We start from the raw sequence: 24,461 nt of genomic DNA on the forward strand, positions 1-24,461 counted from the left end.
ATGGAACTCAAGGGCAAACGCGTAGCGGTCGTCGGACTCGGAGAGTCCGGACTGGCGATGGCCAAATGGCTGCATCGCCAGGGCGCCATCGTGCGCGTGGCCGATTCGCGTGACAACCCGCCGAATGTCGAAGCCCTGCGCCAAGTGGCGCCGAACGCCGAATTGCTGAGCGGCGCGTTCACCGACGCCACCTTCGCCAATATCGACCTGCTGGCGTTGTCGCCGGGCGTCGCCAAGGCCACGCCGGCCATTGCTGCGGTGCACGTGCCGATTTGGTCAGAAATCGAGTTGTTTGCACACGGTGTGCGCGAGCAGGTGCCAGGCTCGCATATCCTCGCCATCACCGGCAGTAACGGCAAGACGACAACCACCGCGCTGACCGCCGCGCTGCTCAACGGCGCAGGCGTTCCGGCCATCGCCTGCGGCAACATTTCGCCGTCGGCGCTCGATGCCTTGATGGATGCGCAGGATAGCGGCACGTTGCCAGAGGTCTGGGTGCTCGAACTCTCCAGCTTCCAGCTGGAAACGACGCATCAATTGAATGCAGTGGCGGCGACAGTGCTCAATCTGTCCGAAGATCACCTCGACCGCTACGAAGGGAGCATGGCCAACTACGCCGCTGCCAAGTCGCACATCTTCCAGGGTAAGGGTGCGATGATCCTGAATCGTGACGACGACTGGTCGATGGCCAACGGACGTTGCGGCCGCAAGATGATCACCTTCGGCCTCGATCCGGCACCGAGGGCGGTCGATTACGGCTTCGCCGACGGCGCGATCTGGCACGGCAAGCAAAAGCTGGTGGCGCTGGCCGACCTGCAGCTTTCCGGCCTGCACAACGCCGCCAATGCCATGGCGGCGCTGGCCCTGTGCGAATGCGTCGGTGTCGCGCCGGAACGCTTGGTCGAACCGCTGAAACAGTTCAAGGGCTTGGCCCATCGGGTCGAAACAGTGGCCGAGATTGGCGGCGTGCTTTACGTCGACGACTCGAAGGGAACCAATGTCGGTGCCACATTGGCGGCAATCGAGGGCATGGGCCGCAAGGTGGCCATTGTGTTGGGTGGCGATGGCAAGGGCCAGGACTTCTCCCCGCTGAAGGCTGCACTGAAGAAGCATGGACGTGCTGTGGCCTTGATCGGTCGTGACGCACCAGCTATCGAGGCTGCGATCAAAGGCTGCGGTGTGCCGCTACAACGGGTTGCCGACATGGGTGAGGCGGTGCGCTGGCTTGCCCAGCAGGCAAAGTCTGGCGATTGCGTGCTGCTGTCGCCGGCCTGCGCCAGTCTCGATATGTTCAAGAACTACGCCCATCGAGCGCAGGCCTTTATCGATGCCGTCAAGGAGCTACCATGCTGATCTCAGCCCTTGACGCGCCGCGCCGCCAGGTTTCGGAAATCGACTACACCTTGTTGTGGACGGTACTGATCCTTTTGTTCGGTGGCTTGGTCATGGTCTATTCGGCGTCGATTGCAACGGCCGAAGGGGGGCGCTTTACCAATCATCAACCGGCTTACTTCCTGCTACGCCACGGCGTTTTCCTGTGCATCGGCCTGGTCGCTGCCGCCGTGGCATTTCAGGTGCCGCTCAGCCTGTGGCAGAAATACGCCCCCTATCTCTTTATGGCCGGCGCCGTGCTGTTGTTGATCGTACTGATCCCCGGCATTGGTCGTGACGTGAACGGCGCCCGCCGCTGGTTGCCGCTGGGCTTCGCCAACCTGCAGCCATCCGAGCTGATGAAACTGTTCGCCGTGCTCTACGCTGCTGATTACACCGTGCGCAAGATCAACGTGATGCACGACCTGAAACAGGCCTTCCTGCCGATGTTCGGTGCGATGGCTATCGTCGGCATGCTGTTGCTCAAGGAGCCGGACTTCGGCGCCTTTGTCGTGATCATCTCAATCGCCATGGGCATCCTTTTCCTGGGCGGCTTGAAGGCCCGCCTGTTTGCACTGCTGATCGTCGGTCTGCTGATTGCCTTCACGATCATGATCATCGTCTCGCCTTATCGACGTGACCGTGTGTTCGGCTTCATGGACCCTTGGGCCGACGCATTTGGTCGCGGCTACCAGTTGTCGCACTCCTTGATCGCCTTTGGCCGTGGCGAGTTGTTCGGTGTTGGTCTCGGCGCCAGCGTCGAGAAGCTGTTCTACCTGCCGGAAGCGCATACCGATTTCCTGCTGGCCGTCATCGCCGAGGAACTTGGTTTCTTCGGAGTGCTCGCCGTCATCGCCCTGTTTGCCCTGCTGGTTCAACGCGCCTTTGCCATCGGCCGCCAATGCGTGCAATTCGACCGCCTTTATCCGGCGCTGGTCGCCATGGGCATGGGCATCTGGTTCGGCGTGCAGTCCTTCATCAACATGGGCGTGAATATGGGCCTGTTGCCGACCAAGGGCCTGACCCTGCCGCTGATGAGCTTTGGCGGCTCAGGGATTCTAGCTAACTGCATCGCTTTGGCGATCCTGCTCAGAGTCGATTGGGAGAATCGCCAATTGATGCGTGGAGGCAAGCTATGAGCAAAACCATCCTGATCATGGCAGGCGGCACGGGCGGCCACATCTTCCCGGCGCTGTCGGTAGCGCATCGCATGCGCGACGAAGGCTGGCGTGTGGTCTGGCTGGGTAACCCCGATGGCATGGAGTCCCGCCTCGTGCCGCAGCATGGTTTCGAGATGGTTTGGGTCAAGTTCGGCGCTCTGCGTGGCAAGGGTTTGCTGCGCAAGCTATTGCTGCCCTTGAACCTGTTGCGCGGTTTCTGGCAAGGCTGGAAGGCGATCCGCCAGGTTCGCCCGGATGTCGTGCTCGGCATGGGCGGCTACATCACTTTCCCGGGTGGCATGATGGCAGCCTTGCTCGGCGTGCCGCTGGTGCTGCACGAGCAGAATTCGGTTGCCGGCTTGGCCAACCGCGTCCTCGCCGGCGTCGCCGACCGCATTGCCACCGGTTTCCCCAATGTGCTGAAGAAGGGCGCTTGGGTCGGCAATCCGGTTCGCCCGGAAATCGCCGCTTTGTCAGCGCCGAACGAGCGCCTTGGCGAGCGTCAGGGGGCACTGCGGGTACTGGTTATCGGCGGCAGCCTGGGGGCGCAGGCCTTGAACGAAATAGTGCCGAAGGGCATGGCCATGCTGCGCGAAGACGAATTGCCGCAGATCGTCCATCAGGCCGGCGAGAAGCATATCGAGGCGCTGCAGGCCAATTATGCTGCTGCCGGGGTGCAAGCCCATTGCGTGCCGTTCATCGAAGACATGGCTGGGGCTTACGAGTGGGCCGATCTGGTGATCTGCCGTGCCGGTGCGCTGACCATCGCCGAGTTGGCGGCGGCCGGCGTAGCCAGCATCCTGGTTCCCTTCCCGCATGCGGTGGACGACCACCAGACCGGCAACGCCATGTTCCTGGTCAATGTCGGCGGTGCCTTCCTGTTGCCGCAAACCGAATTGACGGCGGATTCGATTGCGCTGATCCGCAATTACTCGCGCGGTCAGTTGCTCGAAATGGCCCAGAAGGCCCGTTCCCTGGCCAAGCCCGATGCCACGGCGGACGTGGCGAATATTTGTTCGGAAATCGCCAAATGAAACACAAGGTCAAGCACATCCATTTCGTCGGCGTCGGTGGTTCCGGTATGAGCGGCATTGCCGAGGTGATGGCGCACCTGGACTACACCGTCAGCGGTTCCGATCTGGCGGCCAGCGCGACGACACGCCGCCTGGAAGGCGAGGGCGTACGGGTGATGTTCGGGCACGACGCCGCCAATGTGGCCGGTGCCGATGCCGTGGTCGTGTCGACCGCAGTCAAGGCCGACAACCCGGAGGTCGTTGCCGCCCGCGAACGCCGTATTCCGGTTGTGCCGCGCGCGCAGATGCTGGCCGAGTTGATGCGCCTGAAGCAAGGCATCGCCATCGCCGGGACCCATGGCAAAACGACCACGACCAGCCTAGTCACCAGCATCCTGGCCGAAGGCGGTATCGACCCGACCTTCGTTATCGGCGGTCGCCTGAATGCGGCCGGGGCGAATGCCCGTCTGGGACATGGCGATTTCCTGGTGGCCGAGGCCGACGAATCGGATGCCTCCTTCCTCTATCTGTCGCCGGTGATTTCGGTCGTGACCAATATCGACGCCGATCACATGGAAACCTATGGCCACGACTTTGAGCGCCTGAAATCGACCTTCGTCGATTTCCTCAACCGCTTGCCCTTCTATGGCGTGGCGGTGTTATGTGCCGACGATCCGAACGTTCGCGAGATCATGCCGCGAGTAGCCAAGCAGATCGTCACCTATGGCTTGAGCAGCGAGTGCAATTTCTATGCGGAAAACGTCGTTGCCGACAACGGCCAGATGCGTTTCGACTGTGTGCGGGTGAATGGCTCGGTGTCGCGTCTGTCGGTGACGTTGAACACGCCGGGCATGCACAACGTGCTGAACGCACTGGCGGCAATTGCCGTAGCCACCGAGGTTGGCGTTTCCGATGCGGCCATCGTCAAAGCTTTGGCCGAGTTCAAGGGGGTCGGTCGCCGTTTCCAGCGTTATGGCGAGGTGGCGCTGCCTGCCGGCGGTTCATTCACCTTGGTCGATGACTACGGACATCACCCGGTGGAAATGGCGGCAACGCTGGCTGCTGCTCGCGGTGCTTTTCCGGGACGGCGTCTGGTGCTGGCCTTCCAGCCGCACCGCTACACGCGGACACGTGATTGCTTCGAGGATTTCGTCAAGGTTCTATCGACCGTGGATGCGTTGTGCCTGGCCGAGGTGTATGCCGCCGGCGAGGCGCCTATCGTGGCCGCCGACGGCCGTTCGCTGGCGCGCGCCCTGCGCGTTGCAGGAAAGGTTGAGCCGGTCTTCGTCGAAGACATCGCGGCGATGCCGCAAACGATCATGGATGTCGCCCGGGATGGCGACGTGGTGTTGACCATGGGGGCCGGCTCGATCGGCGCGGTTCCCGGCAAGTTGGTGGAAGGCAAATGAGCGAGTTTGGCAAAGTCGCGGTGCTTTTTGGTGGAACGTCCGCCGAGCGCGAGGTATCTTTGAACAGCGGTTCGCGTGTGCTGGCCGCATTGTCCGGCCAGGGCATCGATGCGCATCCCTTCGACCCGGCCGAGCAGCCGCTCGATGCCTTGAAGGGTTACGACCGTGCCTTCGTCGCGCTGCATGGTCGCCATGGCGAAGACGGCACGATCCAGGGCGCGCTGGAACTGATGCACATCCCTTACACCGGCTCCGGTGTCATGGCTTCGGCACTGGGTATGGACAAGTTCCGCACCAAGTTGCTATGGCAGGCGGCCGGCCTGCCGATTTCCGAATACGCCTTGCTCAATGCCGACTCGGACTTCGCCGAAATCGAAGAGGAGATGGGCCTGCCGCTGTTCGTCAAGCCAGCGCATGAGGGATCTTCGATCGGTATCAGCAAGGTCAAGGCGCCGGGCGAACTGGCGGCAGCTTATGCCGAAGCAGCCCGCTACGACAGCCTGGTGATCGCCGAAAAGGGGGTCATGGGCGGCGAATACACCGTCGGTATCCTTGGCGACCAAGCGTTGCCGATCATCAAGATCGAGCCGGCGACCGAATGGTACGACTACGAGGCCAAGTACAACCGCGACGATACGCGCTACCTGTGTCCATGTGGCTTGCCCGAGGCCCAGGAGCAGGAAATCCGCCGCCAGGCGCTGGAGGCCTTCCGCATTCTCGGCGGACGTGGCTGGGGCCGGGTCGATTTTCTGATGGACGAGGCGGGTAACCACTACTTCCTGGAAGTGAACACGGCGCCCGGCATGACCGATCATTCGCTGGTGCCGATGGCAGCGCGCGTGGCCGGGCTGGAGTATCCGGCGCTGGTGCGTCGGGTACTCGAAATGGCAGCAAACGACTGAGGCAATGAATGTGGAACAAACCACACCTGTTGAACGCGATAGCCGACCTGCTGATTCTGGCAGCTTCGGCGGCTGTGCTCGTCGCGGCAGCAGTGTGGCTGGTGCGTGTTCCATCCTTGCCGGTGAAACAGGTGGTCTTCGTCGAGGAAATGGCACATACGCGGCGAGCCGAGATCGAGCAGGTGTTGCCGGCGACGTTGCGGGCCAATTTCTTCAGCCTGAATCTGGAGAGCGTGCGCTCCGCCCTCGAGAAGTTGCCGTGGGTGCGCAAGGCCGAAGTGCGCCGCGTGTGGCCATCGCGTCTGGAAATCCGCGTCGAGGAGCATCGTCCGGTGGCGCGTTGGGGCGAAGGACGCGGCGAGTTGGTGAACAGCTACGGAGAGGTCTTCGTAGCCACGCCGACGCCCGACGAGAACAGCCGGATGCCGCTGCTCTACGGTCCGTTGGGCACAGCGCCGGAAGTTCTGAAACGTTACGGCGAGTTCATCGAGGCCTTTGCGCCGGTCGGCGCACGCCCAACACAGGTGATTCTTTCGCCGCGTCTGGCCTGGCAAACCAGGCTGGACAGCGGCATGTCGGTCGATATCGGGCGAGAGCAGCAGAAAGCTACGGTGCACGACCGTTTACAGCGATTTATCGAGGTTTATCCGGAAACGATCGGCAAGCGGGGCGCGGTGCCGGCGGTGGTGGATTTGCGTTATCCGAACGGGTTCGCGATGCGGACTGCGGGCGAAGGGAAGGGAAAGTAGGAAGATGAGCAGGGACAACAAGGACCTCGTGGTCGGGCTGGATATCGGTACCTCCAAGATCGTTGCGCTGGTGGCAGAGATCGATCAGGAAGGCGGGCTGAACGTGATTGGCATGGGCTCGCAGGATTCACGCGGCCTGAAGAAGGGGGTCGTGGTCAATATCGAGGAGACGGTGCACACCATCAGCCGGGTGATCCAGGAAGTCGAGCTGATGGCCGATTGCAAGGTGCGCGACGTCTACACCGGGATCGCCGGCAGCCATATCAAGAGCTTCAACTCGAACGGCATGGTGGCGATCAAGGACAAGGAGGTCACGCCTACCGACATCGAGCGCGTGATCGAAACCGCCAAGGCGATGCCGATCCCAGCCGATCAGGAAATCCTGCATATCCTGACCCAGGAGTTCGTCATCGACGGCCAGGATGGGATCCGCGAGCCGATCGGCATGAGCGGCATGCGCCTCGAGGTCAAGACGCACATCGTTACCGGCGCCGTGTCGGCCGCCCAGAACATCGTCAAATGCGTGCGCCGTTGCGGCCTCGAGGTCAATGATCTGGTCTTGCAGCCCCTGGCGTCCAGCTATGCCGTGCTGTCCGAGGACGAGAAGGATCTCGGTGTCTGTCTGATCGATATCGGTGGCGGTACGACGGATATCGCCGTGTGGACCCAGGGCGCCATTCGTCACACCTCGGTGATTCCCATCGCCGGCGACCAGATTACCAACGATATCGCCATGGCCTTGCGCACGCCGACGCGCGAAGCCGAGGACATCAAGTGCAAGTTCGGTTGCGCCTTGTCCCTGCTAGCGGATGCTGATGAAAACCTCGATGTCGCCGGCGTGGACGACCGCCCGAGCCGGAAGTTGAGCCGCCGCGCGCTGGCCGACGTGATCCAGCCGCGCGTAGAGGAGTTGTACGAATTGATCCAGAACGAATTGCGCCGGGCCGGCTTCGAGGACGTCCTGTCGTCCGGCATCGTGCTGACCGGCGGCGCCAGCGTCATGCCGGGTATGGTTGAACTGGGCGAGGAAATCTTCCACATGCCGGTCCGCCTCGGCAGCCCGAAATACCACGGCAGCCTGGCCGACGTGGTGCAGAGCCCGCGTTTCTCGACCGCCTTCGGTCTGCTGCTCGAAGCGCAATCGCAGCGCAAGCGCGGCCAGAAGATTCAGGAAAAGCAAGGCATCAAGGATGTCTTCGAAAGCATGAAGCAGTGGTTTGCCAAGAATTTTTGATTTGTTTGTGAACAGGTTTTTCAGAGGAGGTAGTCATGTTTGAAATCATCGAGAAAGAAGAGACTGGCACCATCATCAAGGTGTTCGGTGTGGGTGGTGCAGGTGGCAATGCCATCGAGCACATGATTCGCGAAGGTGTGAGCGGCGTCGAATTCATCGCTGCCAACACCGATGCGCAGGCCCTGTCGCGTAATGCGGCCGCGGCCAAGTTGTCGCTGGGCCAAAGCGGCCTGGGTGCCGGTGCCAAGCCGGAAGCCGGCAAGGCCGCCGCCGAACAGCACCGCGAAGATATCCGCGCCATGCTGGAAGGCGCGCATATGACCTTCATTACGGCAGGCATGGGGGGCGGTACGGGTACCGGCGCTGCGCCGGTGGTTGCCGAGATTGCCCGTGAAATGGGCATCCTGACCGTCGGCGTGGTGACCAAGCCGTTCAGCTTCGAAGGCGGCAAGCGCATGAAGTCGGCTGAGGCCGGTATTTCCGAGTTCGCCAAGCACGTCGATTCGCTGATCGTGATCCTGAACGACAAGCTGATGGAAGTAATGGGCGACGATGCCGATGTCGACGACTGTTTCAAGGCAGCCGATGACGTCCTGAAGAACGCCGTTGGGGGCATTGCCGAAATCATTACCTATCCGGGTCTGGTCAACGTCGACTTCGAAGACGTGCGTACCGTGATGGGTGAAATGGGCCGCGCCATGATGGGGTCCGCTTCCGCCGCCGGCGTCGATCGCGCCCGCATTGCGGCCGAGCAGGCAGTCGCCTCGCCGCTGCTGGAAGGGGTCAATCTGTCCGGTGCGCGTGGCGTGCTGGTCAATATCACGGCTGCCAAGGGCAACCTGAAGATGAAGGAAGTCAACGAGGTGATGAACACCGTCAAGGCCTTCGCTGCCGAAGACGCGCACATCATCTTCGGTGCCGTGTATGACGAACTGATGGGCGATGCGCTGCGCGTCACCGTGGTCGCCACCGGTCTGGGTCAGGCCGCCGCCAAGCGTCAGACCTTCGAAGTGGTCAACACCCCGGTCGTGCAAGCCGTCGCTACCGGTACGCACGATGCTGTCGCATTCACCAGCGGCCCAGCCATCGACTACAACCAGATCGCCGACGTGCCGGCAGTCGTACGCAAGCGCAACGTCACCGTTGAAGCGCTGGCAAACAGCGGCGTCGATCGTTATGACATTCCTGCCTTCCTGAGAAAGCAAGCCGACTAAGAGTAACAAAACCTTTCTCTGAAAAAGGGCGGTGACGCATTGTGTTACAATGCGTCACCTTCCCCAATCATTCAGATACTTAGCATGCTCAAGCAACGCACGCTCAAGACGGTCATTCGTGCCTCAGGCGTCGGCCTGCACGGTGGCGTCAAGGTCAATATGACCCTGCGCCCGGCTGCCCCGGATACCGGCATCGTCTTCCGTCGCGTCGATTTGCCGGAGCCGCTGGATATCCCGGCCAAAGCCTTCATGGTCGGCGATACGCGCATGTGTTCCTGTCTGGAAAAGGACGGGGTGAAGGTTGGTACCATCGAACATCTGATGTCCGCTTTTGCCGGGTTGGGCATCGACAATTGCTGGGTCGATCTGGATGCACCGGAAGTGCCCATCCTTGATGGCTCGGCGGCGCCGTTCATCTTCCTGATCCAGTCTGCAGGGATTGAGGAGCAGAACGCAGCCAAGAAATTCATTCGCGTGACCCAGCCGATCGAGGTTCGCGATGGCGACAAGTGGGCTCGCTTCGAGCCTTATGAAGGCTACAAGCTCGCTTTTTCCATCGTCTTCAACCATCCAGCCATCGACAAGTCGGCGCAGAAAGCCGAAATCGATTTTGCCGAGCAGTCGTACATCCGCGAGGTTTCTCGCGCCCGTACCTTCGGTTTCATGCAGGAAGTCGAATACCTGCGCGAGAACGGATTGGCCTTGGGGGGCGGACTCGAGAACGCCATCGTGCTCGACGAGTTCCGCGTGCTGAATCAGGATGGCCTGCGTTATGGCGACGAGTTCGTCAAACACAAGATCCTCGATGCAGTTGGCGATCTCTACCTGCTCGGTCATCCCCTGCTGGCAGCATATTCCTCGCACAAGGGTGGGCATGCCCTGAACAACATGTTGGCGCGAGAACTCCTGCAGCGCCAGGAGTCCTGGGAACTGGTCAGTTTCGAAGAGGAAGCCGTCGCGCCGCAAGGTGTTACCCGCTGGCTGGCCCAAGCGGCCTGATCGCTGATGTGGCTGCTGCGCCTGTTGGCAGTCATCCTGGTCATCGCCATCGGTGTCGGCCTTCTGGCCTATGCCTTCACCGGTAACCGTAACTACCTCGTACTGGCCGGGCGTTTGTTTCGCTACGGTATTCTTTTCGCCCTGCTGATTTTTGCGCTGATGTTTGTCGAGCGCTTGGCGATCATTCCTGTTTGAGCGAACGTTCCAGTAGGTGCTCCAAAGCGCTACGCAACGGCCCTGTTGGCAACGCCTGTGTTGTCCCGCGTAAAGCCGCACAGGCTGGGCCGCTGAGCGGCTTGATGGTGGAAGTGCTTGATTGGTAAGTGTTCTCTCTGGGTTGCACTTTCACTTCCATGACATTACACTCCACCCCTCCCGTGGATAACTCGTCGCACAACCGCTGACTCATCTGGCGGATTTTGGCGGCGACTGCACCGTTGTCGGTGTGGATAACGACTTTTCCTGACTTGTAGTTGGCGACGCGCGCCGCATGGCGCAGACCGCCCGGAACGATGGACTCGAAACGACGAGCCAGCCGCAGAATGGTTCGCGCGTGCTGCATGACGCGCCCGGCGGCGGCATCGTTGTCCAGGTAATACTCGGGTCCGTGGTGCATAGGAGGTTGCGTGCAGATTATCGTTGTTTCCCGCCATCTGAAGGCGGCCAAAACCATCGCCATTATGCCTCGGCATATTGCTGCCGTCGCGTTGGCTTTCTTGTTGATCGTCTTCGCCACCTCAGCGATGTTCTCGTGGCTGTCGGTGCGTTTCCGTCTGCCGGTGGTCGAGGACTTGTTGCTTTCGTTGCAGAACCGTGAGGCGAAAAAGAATCAGGAATTCCTGAGCAACAACCTCAACCTGATGGCGACTCGTCTCGGCGAGCTGCAGGCGCGCGTATTGCAGCTCGATATGCTGGGCGATCGGGTCGAGAACCTCTCCGGAGTGAAGCGCAGCGTTGCCATCGCCGAGGTCAAGGATGGCAAGGGCGGTCCCTTGATCCCGCTCCCTTTGAATCCCGATGAACTGCAGCGTGAAATCGACCGCTTGGCCTCGGAAGTGGATCGCAAGGCCGACGATCTGGCCATCATGGAGTCCCATCTGCTGGAAAAACGGGTACGCGATCGTCGCACGCCGACGACGCTGCCGGTGAAGAGTGCGGCTTTGGGTTCACCTTTCGGGCATCGGAGCGACCCGATTGCCGGAGTACAGGCCATGCACGAAGGCATCGACTTCAATGCCGAAACCGGCACGCCGGTGATGTCGGCTGCCGACGGTGTCATTCAGTCGGCTTCTTATCATCCTGAATTCGGCAATGTGGTCGACATCGATCATGGGGATGGTCTGGTTTCGCGTTATGCCCACCTCTCCCGGATGGACGTCAAGCCTGGCAAGCTGGTCAAGCGTGGCGAAACCATCGGTGCCATCGGGACGACCGGGCGCTCCACGGGGCCGCACCTGCATTTCGAGGTGCGCATGCTGGGCGTAGCGCAGAATCCGGCGACCTTCCTGAAGCAGAACATGGAGTTCGCGCAACTCAAGCGTCGTTGAGGCAAGGCTTAAATCCTTGATTTGAGTTGTCATGTTCGCGCCAGGGTGGCGTGCTAGAATCCGCGCTTTGCCGTGCTAGGCACACAACCATTCCATCGCGATGATTTCCGGTCTACTCAAGAAGATTTTCGGCAGCCGCAACGATCGACTGCTCAAGCAATACAACCAGATCGTCAAACACATCAACGCCCTCGAGCCGTCGCTGCAAGGTCTGTCCGACGAAGCGTTGCGTGCCAAGACCGACGAGTTTCGTCAGCGCCATGCCAATGGCGAGTCGCTCGACGATCTGTTGCCGGAAGCCTTTGCCGTCGTGCGCGAAGCCGGCAAGCGTGTGCTCGGGATGCGCCATTTCGATGTCCAGATGATCGGCGGCATGGTGCTGCATTTCGGCAAGATCGCGGAAATGCGTACCGGTGAAGGCAAGACGCTGGTCGGCACGTTGCCGGCCTATCTGAATGCCATCTCTGGCAAGGGCGTGCATGTCATCACCGTTAACGATTACCTGGCGACGCGTGACTCCGAGTGGATGGGACGTCTGCACCGTTTCCTTGGCCTGAGCGTCGGCGTCAATCTGTCTCAGATGGACCACGAGGCCAAGCAGGCGGCCTACGCTGCCGACATCACCTACGGCACCAATAACGAATTCGGCTTCGATTACCTGCGCGACAACATGGTCTATTCAGCCGACCAGCGCGTCCAGCGCAGTCTCAATTTCGCCATCGTCGACGAGGTGGACTCCATCCTTATCGACGAGGCGCGTACGCCGCTGATCATTTCCGGTCAGGCTGACGATCACACCGATCTCTACGTGCGCATGCGGGAGGTTGTGCCCAAGCTGAGTCGTGCCATGGAAGAGGATGGCGCGGGCGATTACTGGGTCGACGAAAAGGGGCACCAGGTTCATCTGTCCGAAACCGGCTACGAGCACGCCGAACAGCTGCTGGCCGAACATGGCCTGCTGCGCGAAGGCAGCAGCCTGTACGACGCCGCAAACATCACGCTGATGCACCACTTGAATGCCGCTCTGCGCGCGCTGACCCTGTTCCACAAGGATCAGCACTATGTCGTACAGAACGGCGAAGTGGTCATTGTTGACGAATTTACCGGTCGCCTGATGGCTGGTCGCCGCTGGTCGGACGGCTTGCACCAGGCGGTCGAGGCCAAGGAAGGCGTGGCCATCCAGGCCGAGAACCAGACGCTCGCCTCGATCACCTTCCAGAACTACTTCCGCATGTACGGCAAGCTGGCCGGCATGACCGGTACGGCCGATACCGAAGCCTACGAATTCCAGCAGATCTACGGTCTGGAAACCGTCGTCATCCCGACGCATCGCCCGATGGTGCGCAAGGACATGAACGACCTCGTCTACAAGACGGCCGACGAAAAGCACGCGGCGATCGTCGCTGATATCCGCGATTGCAATAAACGCGGTCAACCGGTGCTGGTCGGTACGACCTCGATCGAAAACTCCGAACTGCTGTCGGGCCTGCTCGACAAGGAAAATCTGCCGCACCAGGTGCTCAATGCCAAGCAGCACGCCCGCGAAGCGGAGATCGTTGCCCAAGCTGGCCGCCCCGGCATGATCACCATCGCCACCAACATGGCCGGTCGCGGTACCGACATCGTGCTCGGCGGCAATATCGAAAAGCCGGTCGACGCCGTGCGCCAGGACGAGAGCCTGAACGAGGCCGACAAGCAAGCCAAGATCGAAGCCATGCGGGCTGAATGGAAAGTCGTGCATGACCAGGTGCTGGCCGCCGGCGGTCTGCACATCATTGGCTCCGAGCGCCACGAATCGCGCCGCATCGACAACCAGCTGCGCGGCCGTGCCGGTCGCCAGGGCGATGCTGGTTCGTCGCGCTTCTACCTGTCGCTCGACGACCAGTTGCTGCGTATCTTCGCTGGCGAGCGTCTGCGCGCCATCATGGACAAGCTGAAGATGCCGGAAGGCGAGGCCATCGAACATCCGCTCGTCACCCGTTCGCTGGAGTCGGCTCAGCGCAAGGTCGAGGCGCGCAACTTCGATATCCGCAAGCAGTTGTTGGAATACGACGACGTCGCCAACGACCAGCGCAAGGTGATCTACCAGCAGCGTAACGAATTGCTGGAAACCGAGGATATTTCGGAAACCATTACCGCCATGCGTCATGGTGTCATTGCCGATATCTTCCGTACCCATGTGCCGGAAGAATCGGTCGAAGAGCAATGGGATCTCGAAGGACTGGAGCGCGAACTTGCCGCCGAGTTGCAGATCGCCGCACCGGCTGCCGCCTGGGTCAAGGCCGAGCCGACGCTGACCGACGAAGAGATGCTGCATCGCATCGTTCAAGGTGCCGACGAAGCCTATCAGGCCAAGATCGACCTGGTCGGTGCCCCGACCTTCCATCAGTTCGAACGCAACGTCATGCTGCAGAGCCTCGATGCCCATTGGCGCGAGCACCTGGCGGCGCTGGATCACCTGCGTCAGGGCATCCATCTGCGTGGCTATGCCCAGAAGAATCCGAAGCAGGAATACAAGCGCGAAGCCTTCGAACTGTTCGAGACCCTGCTCGATGTCGTGCGCAAGGAAGTCACCCGCGTCGTCTTCACCGTGCAGATCCGCACCCAGGAAGATGTTGAGGAAACTGCGCCGCACGCCGAGGTGCAGAACGTGCAGTACCAGCATGCCGATTACGACGAAGCCTTGGGCAACGCCCCGGCCGCGGACGACGAGGCTGCACAGCAGCCGGTGCAGTCCGCCCCCAAGGTCGGGCGTAACGATCCCTGTCCCTGCGGCAGCGGCAAGAAGTACAAGCACTGCCACGGAAAACTTTCCTGATCCGATTTGAACCGCAAGGCGTCCATCGGACGCCTTGATTGCTTTGGGAGTCGAACCAATGCCTGTCAATTACGCCACTCCGGCCGCCGATCAACTCTTTCCCGTCGCCGGCGTGCGCCTTGGCGTCGCCGAAGCCGAGATTCGCAAAAAGAATCGTCGCGATTTGACCGTGGTTGCCCTCGATGCGGGTTGTACCGTGGCCGGCGTGTTCACCCAGAACCGTTTCTGTGCGGCGCCGGTACAGCTCTGCCGCAAGCATCTGGGCAAAGGCAAGGAAATGCGCGCGCTGGTGATCAACACCGGCATCGCCAACGCCGGCACCGGCGAGCCGGGCCGCCAGACGGCGCAGGCGACCTGCGATGCCGTGGCTGCCGCCCTGGGCGTGGCCGCCGATCAGGTGCTGCCGTTCTCGACCGGCGTGATTCTCGAACCGCTGCCGGTCGATCGCATCCGGGCCGGCCTGCCGGCTGCAGTGGCTGATCTGAAAGCCGATAACTGGCATGCCGCTGCGCATGCCATCATGACCACCGACACCATCGCCAAGGCCGCCTCGCGCAAGCTTGCGGTGCACGGCAAGGAAATCACGATTTCCGGCATCTCCAAGGGTGCCGGCATGATCAAGCCGAACATGGCGACCATGCTGGGTTTTCTGGCGACTGACGCCGGCATCGCCCAGCCCTTGCTCGACAGGCTGGTCAAGGAGGCGGCCGATGCCTCGTTCAACTGCATCACCGTCGATGGCGACACCTCGACCAACGACTCCTACGTGATGATCGCTTCCGGTCAATCCGGCGTCAGCTTCACCAGCGAAAGCGATGCCGGCTGGGCCGAGGTCAAGGCTGCCATCATTGCCGTTTCCGTCGAACTGGCGCAGGCCATCGTGCGTGACGGCGAAGGTGCGACCAAGTTCATCACGGTCGCCGTGCAGGGTGGCAAGGACATTGATGAGTGCCGTAAGGTCGGTTATGCCATCGGCCATTCGCCGCTGGTCAAGACCGCCTTCTTCGCTTCCGACCCCAATCTCGGCCGTATCCTGGCTGCGGTGGGCTACGCCGGCGTTGCCGATCTCGATGTCGATGGCGTCAAGGTCTGGCTCGACGATGTGCTGGTCGCCGAAAACGGCGGTCGTGCTACGGCCTACAAGGAAGAAGACGGCGCCCGCGTCATGGCCCAGGCCGAAATCACCGTGCGTGTCGATCTTGGTCGTGGCGCGGTGGCCGCCAATGTCTATACCTGCGATTTCTCCTACGATTACGTGAAGATCAACGCGGACTACCGTAGCTGATCGCTCTCCGTCCTTGTGCTGAAACGGCCCGCTCCTGAGCGGGCCGGTTCATTTCAGTTCTGCAGCCGGGCGGGAACGGCTTGCCAGCCTTCCGGGCAGGCTTGCGTGTAGGGGTAATACTGGCCGCTGGAACCGCAGTAATACCACGTGTTGGCCGAGGGCGCAGGAGCGGCATTTGCCGGCGGCTCGATGTAAACCGGTTGTTGAGGCTGGGTCGGAGGCTCGGTGCGCCTGGCTATTTCCGAGGTCAGGATCAGCGCCGTGATGGCAGTGAACAGGGCGAAGCCCACCCAGTCGCTACCGCCGCCGCCACCGTGCGGACGAGGGCCTCGCCCGGGGTCGGCGTGGGCGGGCGAGGCCAAGGCGGCAATGAGAACCAGGCTGACGATACGCATGTTGTACTCCTAACTGCTTTTTTCCAGTAAAGCACTTCGGGGCCAGAGTTGCGCGGGTTTTACACAAGCTTTACACCTTCGCAACGGATGTTTCGCCATTTGAGCTTTCGCCTGCCGCTTGGCATGATGCGGGTGTCAAATAAAGTCCATGCTTGCCGCTGCGCATCGAAGGAGTTCCATGAAAGACGTCCGCCGAGATCTTGCCCGCAATACGCTGGCCATTGCTTGTATCGTCGGCCTGATCGGTTTGTCGCTCTGGGTGTTACGCCCTTTCCTGGCGGCTTCGGTGTGGGCGGCGACGGTGGTTGTGGCAACCTGGCCCTTGTTCCGCGATCTCGAACTCCGTCTGGGCGGGCGACGCTGGTTGGCGATCGGCCTGATGAGCCTGGGCATGTTGCTGCTGTTGGTGCTGCCCCTGTGGTTGGCCATCGACACCATTTTTGACCATTTTGACCAGTACACCGCAGCAGTGACCGGCCTGGCCGAAAAGGGCCTGCCGCCAGCGCCGGCTTGGCTGGCCGGCATGCCGCTGGTCGGCGAGAAGGCGAGCAGTGCCTGGAATCAGGCGATTGCCGGGGGCGGCACGGAGTTGGCCAGCAAACTTTCGCCCTACGCCACGGATGCTGGTAAGTGGGTGCTCGCTCAGGTGGGTAGTCTCGGCGGCATGTTGTTGCAGTTTTTGTTGATCGTCGGCATCGCCGGCATTCTCTATGCCGAGGGTGAGGCTGGCGGTCGGCTGGTTCTGCGTTTCGGCCGGCGTTTGGCCGGCGAGCGTGGGGCCAACTCTGTCATTCTGGCCGGACAAGCGATTCGTGGCGTGGCATTGGGTGTGGGCGTCACGGCGCTGGTGCAGACGGTACTTGGCGGCATTGGGCTGGCGGTGGCCGGTGTGCCCTTCGCCGGTTTGCTCTCGGCTTTGATGCTGATGCTGTGCATCGCCCAGGTCGGGCCGATGGTCGTGCTGTTGCCGGCGGTGGGCTGGATGTATTGGGTCGGCGATACCGGCTGGGCGACTTTCCTGCTCGTCTGGAGCCTGATCGTCGGCACGCTGGACAACTTCCTGCGGCCGATGCTGATCCGACGCGGCGCGGATCTGCCGCTGCTACTGATCTTCGCCGGGGTCATCGGCGGCATGCTGAGCTTCGGTCTGATTGGTCTCTTCGTCGGTCCGGTCGTGTTGGCCGTAACCTGGACCTTGATGCTGGCCTGGATCGAGGACGCCTTGGGTAAGGAGGAGCCGGAAGCGCCGGCCGAGGAAACCTCAGACCCGGCGCAGCCGGATCATCCTGAACCAGCCGCCGGCTAGCGCCGGCTGATCGTGCTCGACCGCCAGGCCAGGCGTGTGTTCGAGCACCTCTTCGAAGACTACGTCGAGCCGGGTCGCGACCCGGCGCAGGACAGGGTTGGCCAGGCGCCGCAGTAGCGCGGGTTGGCCGCGACGCAGGAACTTGTCGAAGACCAGCACGCTGCCGCCCGGCCGGACGATGCGTTCGATTTCGCGCAGACACAGGCGCGGCTCCGGTACGACGGCCAGGATCAGGTGCAGCACTGCCGCGTCGAAACTGCCATCGGCCAGCGGCAGGCGCTGGGCGTCGCCGCGTAGCGGTGCGAAATCGATACCGGGAACGCGCGGCAGGGCGCGCCGGAGCATGGCTTCGGTCAGATCGAGGCCGACGTAGCGATGCTGGCGCGGCAGATGCGGCAGGTCCAGCCCGGTGCCGACCCCGGCGAGCAAGACCCGCGATGGCTCTGCCGGCAGCGCCGACAGGCTGTGCTTGCGTGCTGCCCGTGTCGCCCGGTCGAGCGCCGCGTCGTAGAACGGCGCGATCAGCGTGTAGGTATGCTTCAGGCTCAATGCAGCACGCGCGGCACGGCGAGGACGAACTCCGGAATCTCGGCATCGAAGCGGGTGCCGTCCTCGCCGACCATTTGGTAGCTGCCTTTCATCGTGCCGACCGGCGTCTTCAGCGAACTGCCGCTGGTGTACTCGAAGGATTCGCCCGGCTTCAGCAGCGGTTGATGGCCGACCACCCCAAGACCGCGCACTTCCTGCACCTCGTTATGGGCATCGGTGATGATCCAGTGGCGGGAAATCAGCTGGGCCGGCTGGCTGCCGACGTTGCGGATGGTGATGGTGTAGGCGAAGACGTAGCTGTTTTCTTCGGGGTTGGATTGCTCGGGGATGAATTGCGGTACGGCCACAATCTCGATTTGGTACGGGGGCGTGTCGGACATGGGATAATTTCGTCTGTTTTCGTTTAGGGAAGCATCATGTCAGCCAAAGATTACGTCATCGCGCCGAGCATTCTGTCCGCCAATTTCGCCAAGCTGGGCGAGGAAGTGGCCAACGTCATCGCCTCGGGGGCCGACTGGATTCACTTTGACGTGATGGACAACCATTATGTTCCCAACCTGACCATCGGGCCGCTGGTTTGTGAGGCTATCCGGCCGTGTACCGCAGCACCGATCGACGTGCATCTGATGGTCAAGCCGGTGGACCGCATCATCCCCGATTTCATCAAGGCCGGGGCCAATATCATCACCTTCCACCCGGAAGCCTCCGAGCACATCGACCGCAGCCTGTCGCTGATCCGCGACGGCGGCTGCCAAGGCGGCCTGGTGTTCAACCCGGCGACGCCGCTGGACTACATGGATTACGTGCTCGACAAGATCGACGTCATCCTGCTGATGAGTGTGAACCCCGGTTTCGGCGGCCAGAAATTCATTCCCGGCACGCTGGCCAAGGCCAAGCAGGCCCGCGCCAAGCTCGATGCCTACGAGCGCGAGAGCGGACGCCGCATCCGCCTGGAGATCGACGGTGGCGTGAACACCGCCAACATCGCTGAAATCGCCCGTGCCGGCGTCGATGCCTTCGTCGCCGGTTCGGCTGTATATGGTGCGGGCAAGGACAGCGACCCCAATCGCTACGATTCGATCATCGGCGCCCTGCGCGCCCAACTGGCGACCGTGTGATGCACTTCCAGTCGGTCACCTTCGATCTCGACGGCACGCTGCTCGACACCATCGCCGATCTGGCCGAGGCCTGCCGCCGCATGCTCGAGGAGATCGGCGAGCCGCCACGGAGCCAGGCCGAGGTGCACAGTTTCGTCGGCAAGGGCATGGCGGTGCTGGTCGAACGTTGCCTGACGCGCGAGCGGGCGCCGACGGCCGAGCGTCTGCACCAGGCCATCGAGTCGTTCAAAACGCACTATGCTGCGGTGAACGGGCAATTTACCCAGATTTATCCGGGCGTCCTCGAAGGCCTGCAAGCCTGGCGAGAGAGTGGCCTGAAGATGGGGGTTGTGACCAACAAGCCGGGCATGTTCACCGAAGCGCTGCTTGAGCGCATGGGCATGGCCGATTATTTCGACGTGATCGTTTCCGGCGATACGACGGCCAACAAGAAGCCGCATCCGGAGCCCATCCTGCATGCCTGCCGTTTGTTCGGCGTGCGGCCGGACCGCAACCTGCATATCGGCGATTCGGAAAACGACATCCATGCGGCCCACGCCGCCGGTTGCCCGGCCTTTGCCGTGCCCTACGGCTACAACGAGGGGCGGCCGGTGGACAGTGCCGATTGCGATGCGCTAGTATCCGATCTGCTTGCCGCCTACCGGCAAGCCCTCACTTTCAAGACCTCACACGACAAATGACGCACTCCCGCAACTGGAAGGAATGGCACGGCTGGCGCCCCTGGCGTCGGTAACCGTTCGTCCGTTCTTCGCCCACGCGACACAGGGCGCACCCAGTTCGCTGCAAACACACGTCATTTTCGAGGCTTCCCATGACCGAAACCGAATTCAACGCGCTCGCCGCGCAAGGCTACAACCGTATTCCAGTGACGCTGGAAACGTTTGCCGATCTCGACACGCCACTGTCCATCTATCTGAAGCTGGCCAACGGCCCCTACACCTACCTGCTCGAATCCGTGCAGGGCGGCGAGCGCTTCGGCCGATACTCCATCATCGGCCTGGCTGCACCGACGCGCATCGTCGTCACCGGCCATGAGGTGCTGGTGCTGACCGGTAACCGCATCGCCGAGCGCGAGCACGATACCAATCCGCTCGATTTCATCGACAAGTACATGAAGCGCTTCCGGGCGCCGGAAGCGACCGGTTTACCGCGTTTCCTCGGCGGCCTGGTCGGCTGTTTCGGCTATGACACCATCCGCTATGTCGAAACCAAGCTGACGCGCACCCAGCGGCCGGACGAAATCGGCGCGCCGGATATCCACCTGCTGCTGTCCGAGGAAATCGCCGTAGTCGACAACCTCTCCGGCAAGCTGACCCTGATCGTCTATGCCGAGCCCGGCTTCCCCGGCGCTTACCAGAAGGCGCGCGCTCGTCTGAAAGAGTTACTCGGCAAGCTGCGTACCCCGGTCAGCATCCCGGCCGAACAGCCGGCGCGTTCCGAACCGGCCGTCTCGGTCTTCGGCGAAGCCGCCTTCAAACAAGCGGTGCTGAAGGCCAAGGACTACATCACCGAAGGCGACATCATGCAGGTCGTGCTGTCGCAACGTATGAGCAAGCCCTTTCACGCCAGCCCGCTGGCGCTGTACCGCACGCTGCGTAGCCTGAACCCGTCGCCCTACATGTTCTACTTCGACTTCGAGGACTACCACGTGGTCGGCGCTTCGCCGGAAATCCTCGTCCGCCTCGAAGGTGACCGTGTCACCGTGCGCCCCATCGCCGGCACCCGCAAGCGTGGTGCATCTCCGGAAGAAGATGCGGCGCTGGCCGATGACTTGCTGTCCGACCAGAAGGAACTGGCCGAACACACCCAGTTGCTCGACCTTGGACGCAACGACTGCGGCCGCGTCGCCAAGGTCGGCAGCGTCAAGCTGACCGAGCGCATGGTCATCGAGCGCTACTCGCATGTGATGCACATCGTCTCCAACGTGGAAGGCCGCCTGGAAAAGGGGCTGGATGCGATCGACGTACTGAAGGCCACCTTTCCGGCCGGGACAGTCTCCGGCGCACCAAAGGTGCGGGCCATGGAAATCATCGACGAACTGGAGCCGGTCAAGCGCGGCGTCTACGCCGGTTCGGTCGGTTATCTCGGCTTCAACGGTGACATGGACCTGGCCATCGCCATCCGCACCGCCGTGGTCAAGGACGGCAAGCTGCACGTCCAGGCCGGTGCTGGCATCGTGGCCGATTCGAACCCCGAATCCGAATGGCAGGAAACCCAGAACAAGGCGCGTGCCGTCCTGCGTGCCGCCGAGTTGGCCGAGCAGGGGCTGGATACCCGGATCGACTGATTTCTGCGGCTTGGTCGGGACAAAAAAGAACGCCCATTTTTGGGCGTTTTTTTATGTGCACCGCAGCAGTCGTGCCTCGAAGTTAGATGGCAGCTGGTGTTGGTGTCGGAAATCCGATGGTGTTCTGGCCTGATGTGACGGATTTTCGTCACGCGGGCTGCGTGGATTGTCATTAAATCCATATAAAACATTGGCTTACGTTATTTTTTATATCGCTTGCCATCTGGCACGCCACCTGCGTAGTATGGAAGGCCGAAGTCGATCTGCGGCTTCTTCATTCCTCAGGAGATGTTATGAAACGATTTGCCATTGCAGCTCTCGTCGCCGCCCTGGGGGCCGCTACCTTTACGCCGGCCCAGGCCCAGGAATCCGCAACCCTCAAGAAGATCAAGGACACCGGCACCATTTCGCTGGGCCATCGCGAATCTTCGATCCCGTTTTCCTATTACGACGACAAGCAGCAGGTCATCGGCTACTCGCACGAACTGATGCTGAAGGTGGTCGACGCCGTCAAGTCCGAACTGAAGCTGGCCAAGCTCGACACCAAGCTGATGCCGGTTACCTCGGCCAACCGCATCACCCTGATCCAGAACGGTACGGTCGATATCGAGTGCGGTTCGACGACCAATAACCTCGAGCGTCAAAAGCAGGTCGGTTTCTCGACCACCATCTTCGTCATCGGTACCCGCTTGATGACCAAGAAGACTTCCGGCATCAACGATTTCGCTGATCTCGCTGGCAAGAACGTGGTGACCACCGCCGGTACGACATCCGAGCGTCTCATCCGCAAGATGAACGAAGAGAAGCAGATGGGCATGAACATCATCTCCGCCAAGGATCACGGCGAATCCTTCCTGACCCTGGAAACCGGCCGTGCCGTCGCCTTCATGATGGATGACGCGCTGCTCTACGGCGAAATGGCCAAGGCCAAGCGTCCGGGCGACTGGGCTGTGGTTGGTACGGCTCAATCCAAGGAAGCCTATGGCTGCATGCTGCGCAAGGAAGATCCGGGCTTCAAGAAGCTTGTCGATGCAGCGTTGACCAAGGCGATGACCTCCGGCGAAGCTGAAAAGATTTACAACAAGTGGTTCCTGAACCCGATTCCGCCGAAGGGCTTGAACCTCAGCATGCCGCTCTCTGACGAGATGAAGGCGCTGTACAAGGCCCCGAACGACAAGGCCTTCGAATAATAAATAGACAGTAAGGGGCAGCCACGGGCTGCCCCGACTTCCACCCCAACTACAACGGAGAACAGCATGCTCAAACGAATCGTTTCTCGTGGTTTGTTGATGCTTGCCTGCGTACTGGCCTTGCCGGCGTTCGCAGACAAGCCCAGCGTTGTCATCCTGGCTACCGGTGGCACGATTGCCGGGGCCGGGGCCGATGCCGCCAAGAGTGCAACCTATCAGGCGGCCAAGGTGCCGGTCGACAAGCTGATCGCCGGCATTCCGACCTTGGCGGATGTCGCCAGCGTACGCGGCGAGCAGGTTTTCCAGATCGCCTCCGAGAGTTTCACCAACGAGCATTTGATGACCCTGGGCAAGCGCGTCTCGGCACTCGTCAAGCAAAAGGATGTCGATGGTGTCGTGGTCACTCACGGCACCGATACGCTGGAAGAGACCGCCTACTTCCTGAATCTGGTTGTCCGGACCGAGAAGCCGATTGTTGTTGTCGGCTCCATGCGTCCGGGAACGGCAATGTCGGCGGACGGCATGCTGAACCTGTTCAACGCAGTCGGTTTGGCGGCAAGCAAGGATGCACGTGGCAAGGGGGTGTTGGTCGCGATGAACGACGAAATCAACAGCGGCCGCGATGTTTCCAAGATGGTCAACATTCAGGCCGGCGCTTTCAAGAGCCCGTGGGGTCCGCTCGGGATGGTGGTCGAGGGCAAGAATTACTGGTTCCGTCTGCCGGCCAAGCGCCATACCGTCAATTCAGAATTCGACATCGACAAGATCGATGCCTTGGCTCCGGTCGAGATCGCCTATGGTCATGGCAACGTCAGCGACACCGCCTATCGCGCCTTGGCCGACAAGGGGGCGAAGGCCATTATCCATGCCGGTACCGGCAACGGCTCGGTGAGCAACCGTGTCGTCCCCGCATTGCGTGAATTGCGTGGGCAGGGCGTCCAGATCATCCGTTCCTCGCATGTCAACGCCGGAGGCTTTGTCCTGCGCAATGCCGAGCAACCGGACGACCAGTATGACTGGGTCGTTGCGCACGATCTGAATCCACAAAAGGCGCGCATCCTTGCCGCCGTCGCCTTGACCAAGACGAGCGACAGCAAGGAATTGCAGCGTATCTTTTGGGAGTATTGAGTAAACGGCTGTTGGCTGAAGCAGTCAGCGGCCTCTTGGGGGAATCACCATGAGTTATCAATGGAACTGGGGTATCTTCCTGCAGCCGAGCGCGACAGGTGACGATACCTATCTGGGCTGGATGATCGCCGGCTTCAAGATGACCATTGGCCTGTCCTTGTCGGCCTGGGCCTTGGCCCTGCTGCTGGGGGCCTTGGTCGGGGTCTTGCGGACGGTGCCGAACAAGGTCTTGGCCGGGCTTGCGACGGCCTATGTCGAATTGTTCCGCAACGTTCCGTTGCTGGTGCAATTGTTCATCTGGTATTTCGTTCTGCCGGAATTGCTGCCGCCGAGTATTGGCGACGCCTATAAGCAGTCCAACCCGATACTCCAGCAGTTCCTCGCATCGATGGTTTGCCTAGGCTTGTTTACCAGTGCCCGTGTCGCCGAACAGGTTCGCGCCGGCATCAATTCCTTGCCCAAGGGGCAGAAGAACGCCGGCCTGGCGCTCGGCTTCACGCTGCCGCAGACCTACCGTCACGTCATGCTGCCGATGGCGTTTCGTTTGATCGTGCCGCCCCTAACGTCCGAATTCCTCAATATTTTCAAGAATTCCGCCGTCTGCTCGACCATCGGCCTGCTTGAACTGGCTGCCCAGGGGCGTCAGTTGGTTGATTACACCGCGCAGCCTTACGAATCCTTCATCGCCGTGACCATTGCCTACATTTCGATCAACGTGGTCGTCATGTTCCTGATGAAGAAGTTCGAGGACAAGGTTCGCGTCCCCGGCTACATGGGAGGTAAGTGA

The 24,461-nt window shown here is 61.3% G+C and carries 24 protein-coding genes; 20 read left to right on the forward strand and 4 right to left on the reverse strand.

Features of this window, described 5'->3' with window-relative positions:
* From murD to WIF35_RS14850, 10 genes are all read left to right on the forward strand, one after another.
* Positions 1 to 1,353 carry a UDP-N-acetylmuramoyl-L-alanine--D-glutamate ligase gene (gene murD / locus WIF35_RS14805; RefSeq protein WP_412478992.1) on the forward strand — a complete coding sequence of 451 codons (1,353 nt, stop codon included), beginning with the start codon at positions 1 to 3 and terminating at the stop codon, positions 1,351 to 1,353.
* A complete protein-coding gene (ftsW, locus tag WIF35_RS14810) occupies positions 1,347 to 2,510 on the forward strand; it encodes a putative lipid II flippase FtsW (protein WP_412478993.1) in 1,164 nt (387 codons plus the stop codon). Before murD ends, ftsW begins: the two co-directional genes overlap by 7 nt.
* Complete coding sequence (gene murG, locus WIF35_RS14815; RefSeq protein WP_412478994.1) at positions 2,507 to 3,565, forward strand: undecaprenyldiphospho-muramoylpentapeptide beta-N-acetylglucosaminyltransferase; 1,059 nt, start codon at positions 2,507 to 2,509, stop codon at positions 3,563 to 3,565. The genes ftsW and murG overlap by 4 nt, the downstream gene beginning before the upstream one ends.
* Complete coding sequence (murC, locus tag WIF35_RS14820; protein ID WP_412478995.1) at positions 3,562 to 4,953, forward strand: UDP-N-acetylmuramate--L-alanine ligase; 1,392 nt, start codon at positions 3,562 to 3,564, stop codon at positions 4,951 to 4,953. Before murG ends, murC begins: the two co-directional genes overlap by 4 nt.
* Complete coding sequence (locus tag WIF35_RS14825) at positions 4,950 to 5,855, forward strand: D-alanine--D-alanine ligase (protein WP_412478996.1); 906 nt, start codon at positions 4,950 to 4,952, stop codon at positions 5,853 to 5,855. Before murC ends, WIF35_RS14825 begins: the two co-directional genes overlap by 4 nt.
* A gap of 8 nt (positions 5,856 to 5,863) precedes the next feature.
* Entirely contained in the window at positions 5,864 to 6,604 is a 741-nt protein-coding gene (locus WIF35_RS14830) for a cell division protein FtsQ/DivIB (protein ID WP_412478997.1), read from the forward strand.
* A gap of 4 nt (positions 6,605 to 6,608) precedes the next feature.
* A complete protein-coding gene (gene ftsA, locus WIF35_RS14835; RefSeq protein ID WP_412478998.1) occupies positions 6,609 to 7,838 on the forward strand; it encodes a cell division protein FtsA in 1,230 nt (409 codons plus the stop codon).
* A 35-nt stretch (positions 7,839 to 7,873) separates the two neighbouring features.
* Positions 7,874 to 9,052 (forward strand): cell division protein FtsZ, encoded by a 1,179-nt coding sequence (gene ftsZ, locus WIF35_RS14840; RefSeq protein WP_412478999.1) that lies wholly within the window; start codon positions 7,874 to 7,876, stop codon positions 9,050 to 9,052.
* Between the two features lie 84 nt (positions 9,053 to 9,136).
* Positions 9,137 to 10,051, forward strand: a complete 915-nt coding sequence (gene lpxC / locus WIF35_RS14845) for a UDP-3-O-acyl-N-acetylglucosamine deacetylase (protein WP_412479000.1) — start codon at positions 9,137 to 9,139, stop codon at positions 10,049 to 10,051.
* A 6-nt stretch (positions 10,052 to 10,057) separates the two neighbouring features.
* The gene (locus WIF35_RS14850; protein ID WP_412479001.1) at positions 10,058 to 10,246 is read left to right on the forward strand and encodes a hypothetical protein; all 189 of its coding nucleotides are present in this window, start codon (positions 10,058 to 10,060) and stop codon (positions 10,244 to 10,246) included.
* Here the strand turns inward: WIF35_RS14850 and WIF35_RS14855 are convergent.
* The gene (locus tag WIF35_RS14855) at positions 10,233 to 10,667 is read right to left on the reverse strand and encodes a DciA family protein (RefSeq protein WP_412479002.1); all 435 of its coding nucleotides are present in this window, start codon (positions 10,665 to 10,667) and stop codon (positions 10,233 to 10,235) included. The two genes, WIF35_RS14850 and WIF35_RS14855, sit on opposite strands and share 14 nt — an antisense overlap.
* Before the next feature lie 10 nt (positions 10,668 to 10,677).
* Here WIF35_RS14855 and WIF35_RS14860 point away from each other — a divergent pair, with 10 nt between their 5' ends.
* The 3 genes from WIF35_RS14860 (at position 10,678) to argJ (ending at position 15,701) form a co-directional block, all read left to right on the forward strand.
* Positions 10,678 to 11,598 carry a M23 family metallopeptidase gene (locus WIF35_RS14860; RefSeq protein ID WP_412479003.1) on the forward strand — a complete coding sequence of 307 codons (921 nt, stop codon included), beginning with the start codon at positions 10,678 to 10,680 and terminating at the stop codon, positions 11,596 to 11,598.
* Between the two features lie 100 nt (positions 11,599 to 11,698).
* Positions 11,699 to 14,416: a preprotein translocase subunit SecA gene (gene secA, locus WIF35_RS14865; protein WP_412479004.1), complete on the forward strand. Its 2,718-nt coding sequence runs from the start codon at positions 11,699 to 11,701 to the stop codon at positions 14,414 to 14,416.
* A 58-nt stretch (positions 14,417 to 14,474) separates the two neighbouring features.
* Positions 14,475 to 15,701 carry a bifunctional glutamate N-acetyltransferase/amino-acid acetyltransferase ArgJ gene (gene argJ, locus WIF35_RS14870; RefSeq protein ID WP_412479005.1) on the forward strand — a complete coding sequence of 409 codons (1,227 nt, stop codon included), beginning with the start codon at positions 14,475 to 14,477 and terminating at the stop codon, positions 15,699 to 15,701.
* 53 nt (positions 15,702 to 15,754) lie between these two features.
* On the opposite strand, the gene WIF35_RS14875 is transcribed toward argJ, so the two are convergent.
* Positions 15,755 to 16,096 carry a hypothetical protein gene (locus WIF35_RS14875; RefSeq protein ID WP_412479006.1) on the reverse strand — a complete coding sequence of 114 codons (342 nt, stop codon included), beginning with the start codon at positions 16,094 to 16,096 and terminating at the stop codon, positions 15,755 to 15,757.
* 178 nt (positions 16,097 to 16,274) lie between these two features.
* Between WIF35_RS14875 and ydiK the strand changes: the two genes are divergently transcribed.
* The gene (gene ydiK / locus WIF35_RS14880) at positions 16,275 to 17,402 is read left to right on the forward strand and encodes an AI-2E family transporter YdiK (protein ID WP_412479007.1); all 1,128 of its coding nucleotides are present in this window, start codon (positions 16,275 to 16,277) and stop codon (positions 17,400 to 17,402) included.
* On the opposite strand, the gene WIF35_RS14885 is transcribed toward ydiK, so the two are convergent.
* Positions 17,358 to 17,951 carry a class I SAM-dependent methyltransferase gene (locus WIF35_RS14885; RefSeq protein ID WP_412479008.1) on the reverse strand — a complete coding sequence of 198 codons (594 nt, stop codon included), beginning with the start codon at positions 17,949 to 17,951 and terminating at the stop codon, positions 17,358 to 17,360. The genes ydiK and WIF35_RS14885 overlap by 45 nt on opposite strands.
* Positions 17,948 to 18,331: a Co2+/Mg2+ efflux protein ApaG gene (apaG, locus tag WIF35_RS14890; protein WP_412479009.1), complete on the reverse strand. Its 384-nt coding sequence runs from the start codon at positions 18,329 to 18,331 to the stop codon at positions 17,948 to 17,950. Before apaG ends, WIF35_RS14885 begins: the two co-directional genes overlap by 4 nt.
* A 36-nt stretch (positions 18,332 to 18,367) precedes the next feature.
* Here apaG and rpe point away from each other — a divergent pair, with 36 nt between their 5' ends.
* The 6 genes from rpe (at position 18,368) to WIF35_RS14920 (ending at position 24,461) form a co-directional block, all read left to right on the forward strand.
* A complete protein-coding gene (rpe, locus tag WIF35_RS14895) occupies positions 18,368 to 19,069 on the forward strand; it encodes a ribulose-phosphate 3-epimerase (protein ID WP_412479010.1) in 702 nt (233 codons plus the stop codon).
* Positions 19,069 to 19,749: a phosphoglycolate phosphatase gene (locus WIF35_RS14900; RefSeq protein WP_412479011.1), complete on the forward strand. Its 681-nt coding sequence runs from the start codon at positions 19,069 to 19,071 to the stop codon at positions 19,747 to 19,749. Before rpe ends, WIF35_RS14900 begins: the two co-directional genes overlap by 1 nt.
* Before the next feature lie 131 nt (positions 19,750 to 19,880).
* Positions 19,881 to 21,356, forward strand: a complete 1,476-nt coding sequence (gene trpE / locus WIF35_RS14905; protein WP_412479012.1) for an anthranilate synthase component I — start codon at positions 19,881 to 19,883, stop codon at positions 21,354 to 21,356.
* A gap of 293 nt (positions 21,357 to 21,649) precedes the next feature.
* Positions 21,650 to 22,546 (forward strand): glutamate/aspartate ABC transporter substrate-binding protein, encoded by an 897-nt coding sequence (locus WIF35_RS14910; protein ID WP_412479013.1) that lies wholly within the window; start codon positions 21,650 to 21,652, stop codon positions 22,544 to 22,546.
* A 66-nt stretch (positions 22,547 to 22,612) separates the two neighbouring features.
* Complete coding sequence (locus WIF35_RS14915; RefSeq protein ID WP_412479014.1) at positions 22,613 to 23,674, forward strand: asparaginase; 1,062 nt, start codon at positions 22,613 to 22,615, stop codon at positions 23,672 to 23,674.
* A gap of 49 nt (positions 23,675 to 23,723) precedes the next feature.
* Positions 23,724 to 24,461 carry an amino acid ABC transporter permease gene (locus tag WIF35_RS14920; RefSeq protein WP_412479015.1) on the forward strand — a complete coding sequence of 246 codons (738 nt, stop codon included), beginning with the start codon at positions 23,724 to 23,726 and terminating at the stop codon, positions 24,459 to 24,461.

The organism is Azonexus sp. IMCC34839, assembly GCF_047047955.1.
GTDB lineage: Bacteria > Pseudomonadota > Gammaproteobacteria > Burkholderiales > Rhodocyclaceae > Azonexus.

Bases quoted from the DNA above. Each gene is read 5' to 3' on its own strand.
- murD (WP_412478992.1), top strand. From the start codon at position 1: ATGGAACTCAAGGGCAAACGCGTAGCGGTCGTCGGACTCGGAGAGTCC.
- ftsW (WP_412478993.1), top strand. From the start codon at position 1,347: ATGCTGATCTCAGCCCTTGACGCGCCGCGCCGCCAGGTTTCGGAAATC.
- murG (WP_412478994.1), top strand. From the start codon at position 2,507: ATGAGCAAAACCATCCTGATCATGGCAGGCGGCACGGGCGGCCACATC.
- murC (WP_412478995.1), top strand. From the start codon at position 3,562: ATGAAACACAAGGTCAAGCACATCCATTTCGTCGGCGTCGGTGGTTCC.
- WIF35_RS14825 (WP_412478996.1), top strand. From the start codon at position 4,950: ATGAGCGAGTTTGGCAAAGTCGCGGTGCTTTTTGGTGGAACGTCCGCC.
- WIF35_RS14830 (WP_412478997.1), top strand. From the start codon at position 5,864: ATGTGGAACAAACCACACCTGTTGAACGCGATAGCCGACCTGCTGATT.
- ftsA (WP_412478998.1), top strand. From the start codon at position 6,609: ATGAGCAGGGACAACAAGGACCTCGTGGTCGGGCTGGATATCGGTACC.
- ftsZ (WP_412478999.1), top strand. From the start codon at position 7,874: ATGTTTGAAATCATCGAGAAAGAAGAGACTGGCACCATCATCAAGGTG.
- lpxC (WP_412479000.1), top strand. From the start codon at position 9,137: ATGCTCAAGCAACGCACGCTCAAGACGGTCATTCGTGCCTCAGGCGTC.
- WIF35_RS14850 (WP_412479001.1), top strand. From the start codon at position 10,058: ATGTGGCTGCTGCGCCTGTTGGCAGTCATCCTGGTCATCGCCATCGGT.
- WIF35_RS14855 (WP_412479002.1), bottom strand. From the start codon at position 10,667: ATGCACCACGGACCCGAGTATTACCTGGACAACGATGCCGCCGCCGGG.
- secA (WP_412479004.1), top strand. From the start codon at position 11,699: ATGATTTCCGGTCTACTCAAGAAGATTTTCGGCAGCCGCAACGATCGA.
- argJ (WP_412479005.1), top strand. From the start codon at position 14,475: ATGCCTGTCAATTACGCCACTCCGGCCGCCGATCAACTCTTTCCCGTC.
- WIF35_RS14875 (WP_412479006.1), bottom strand. From the start codon at position 16,096: ATGCGTATCGTCAGCCTGGTTCTCATTGCCGCCTTGGCCTCGCCCGCC.
- ydiK (WP_412479007.1), top strand. From the start codon at position 16,275: ATGAAAGACGTCCGCCGAGATCTTGCCCGCAATACGCTGGCCATTGCT.
- apaG (WP_412479009.1), bottom strand. From the start codon at position 18,331: ATGTCCGACACGCCCCCGTACCAAATCGAGATTGTGGCCGTACCGCAA.
- rpe (WP_412479010.1), top strand. From the start codon at position 18,368: ATGTCAGCCAAAGATTACGTCATCGCGCCGAGCATTCTGTCCGCCAAT.
- WIF35_RS14900 (WP_412479011.1), top strand. From the start codon at position 19,069: ATGCACTTCCAGTCGGTCACCTTCGATCTCGACGGCACGCTGCTCGAC.
- trpE (WP_412479012.1), top strand. From the start codon at position 19,881: ATGACCGAAACCGAATTCAACGCGCTCGCCGCGCAAGGCTACAACCGT.
- WIF35_RS14910 (WP_412479013.1), top strand. From the start codon at position 21,650: ATGAAACGATTTGCCATTGCAGCTCTCGTCGCCGCCCTGGGGGCCGCT.
- WIF35_RS14915 (WP_412479014.1), top strand. From the start codon at position 22,613: ATGCTCAAACGAATCGTTTCTCGTGGTTTGTTGATGCTTGCCTGCGTA.
- WIF35_RS14920 (WP_412479015.1), top strand. From the start codon at position 23,724: ATGAGTTATCAATGGAACTGGGGTATCTTCCTGCAGCCGAGCGCGACA.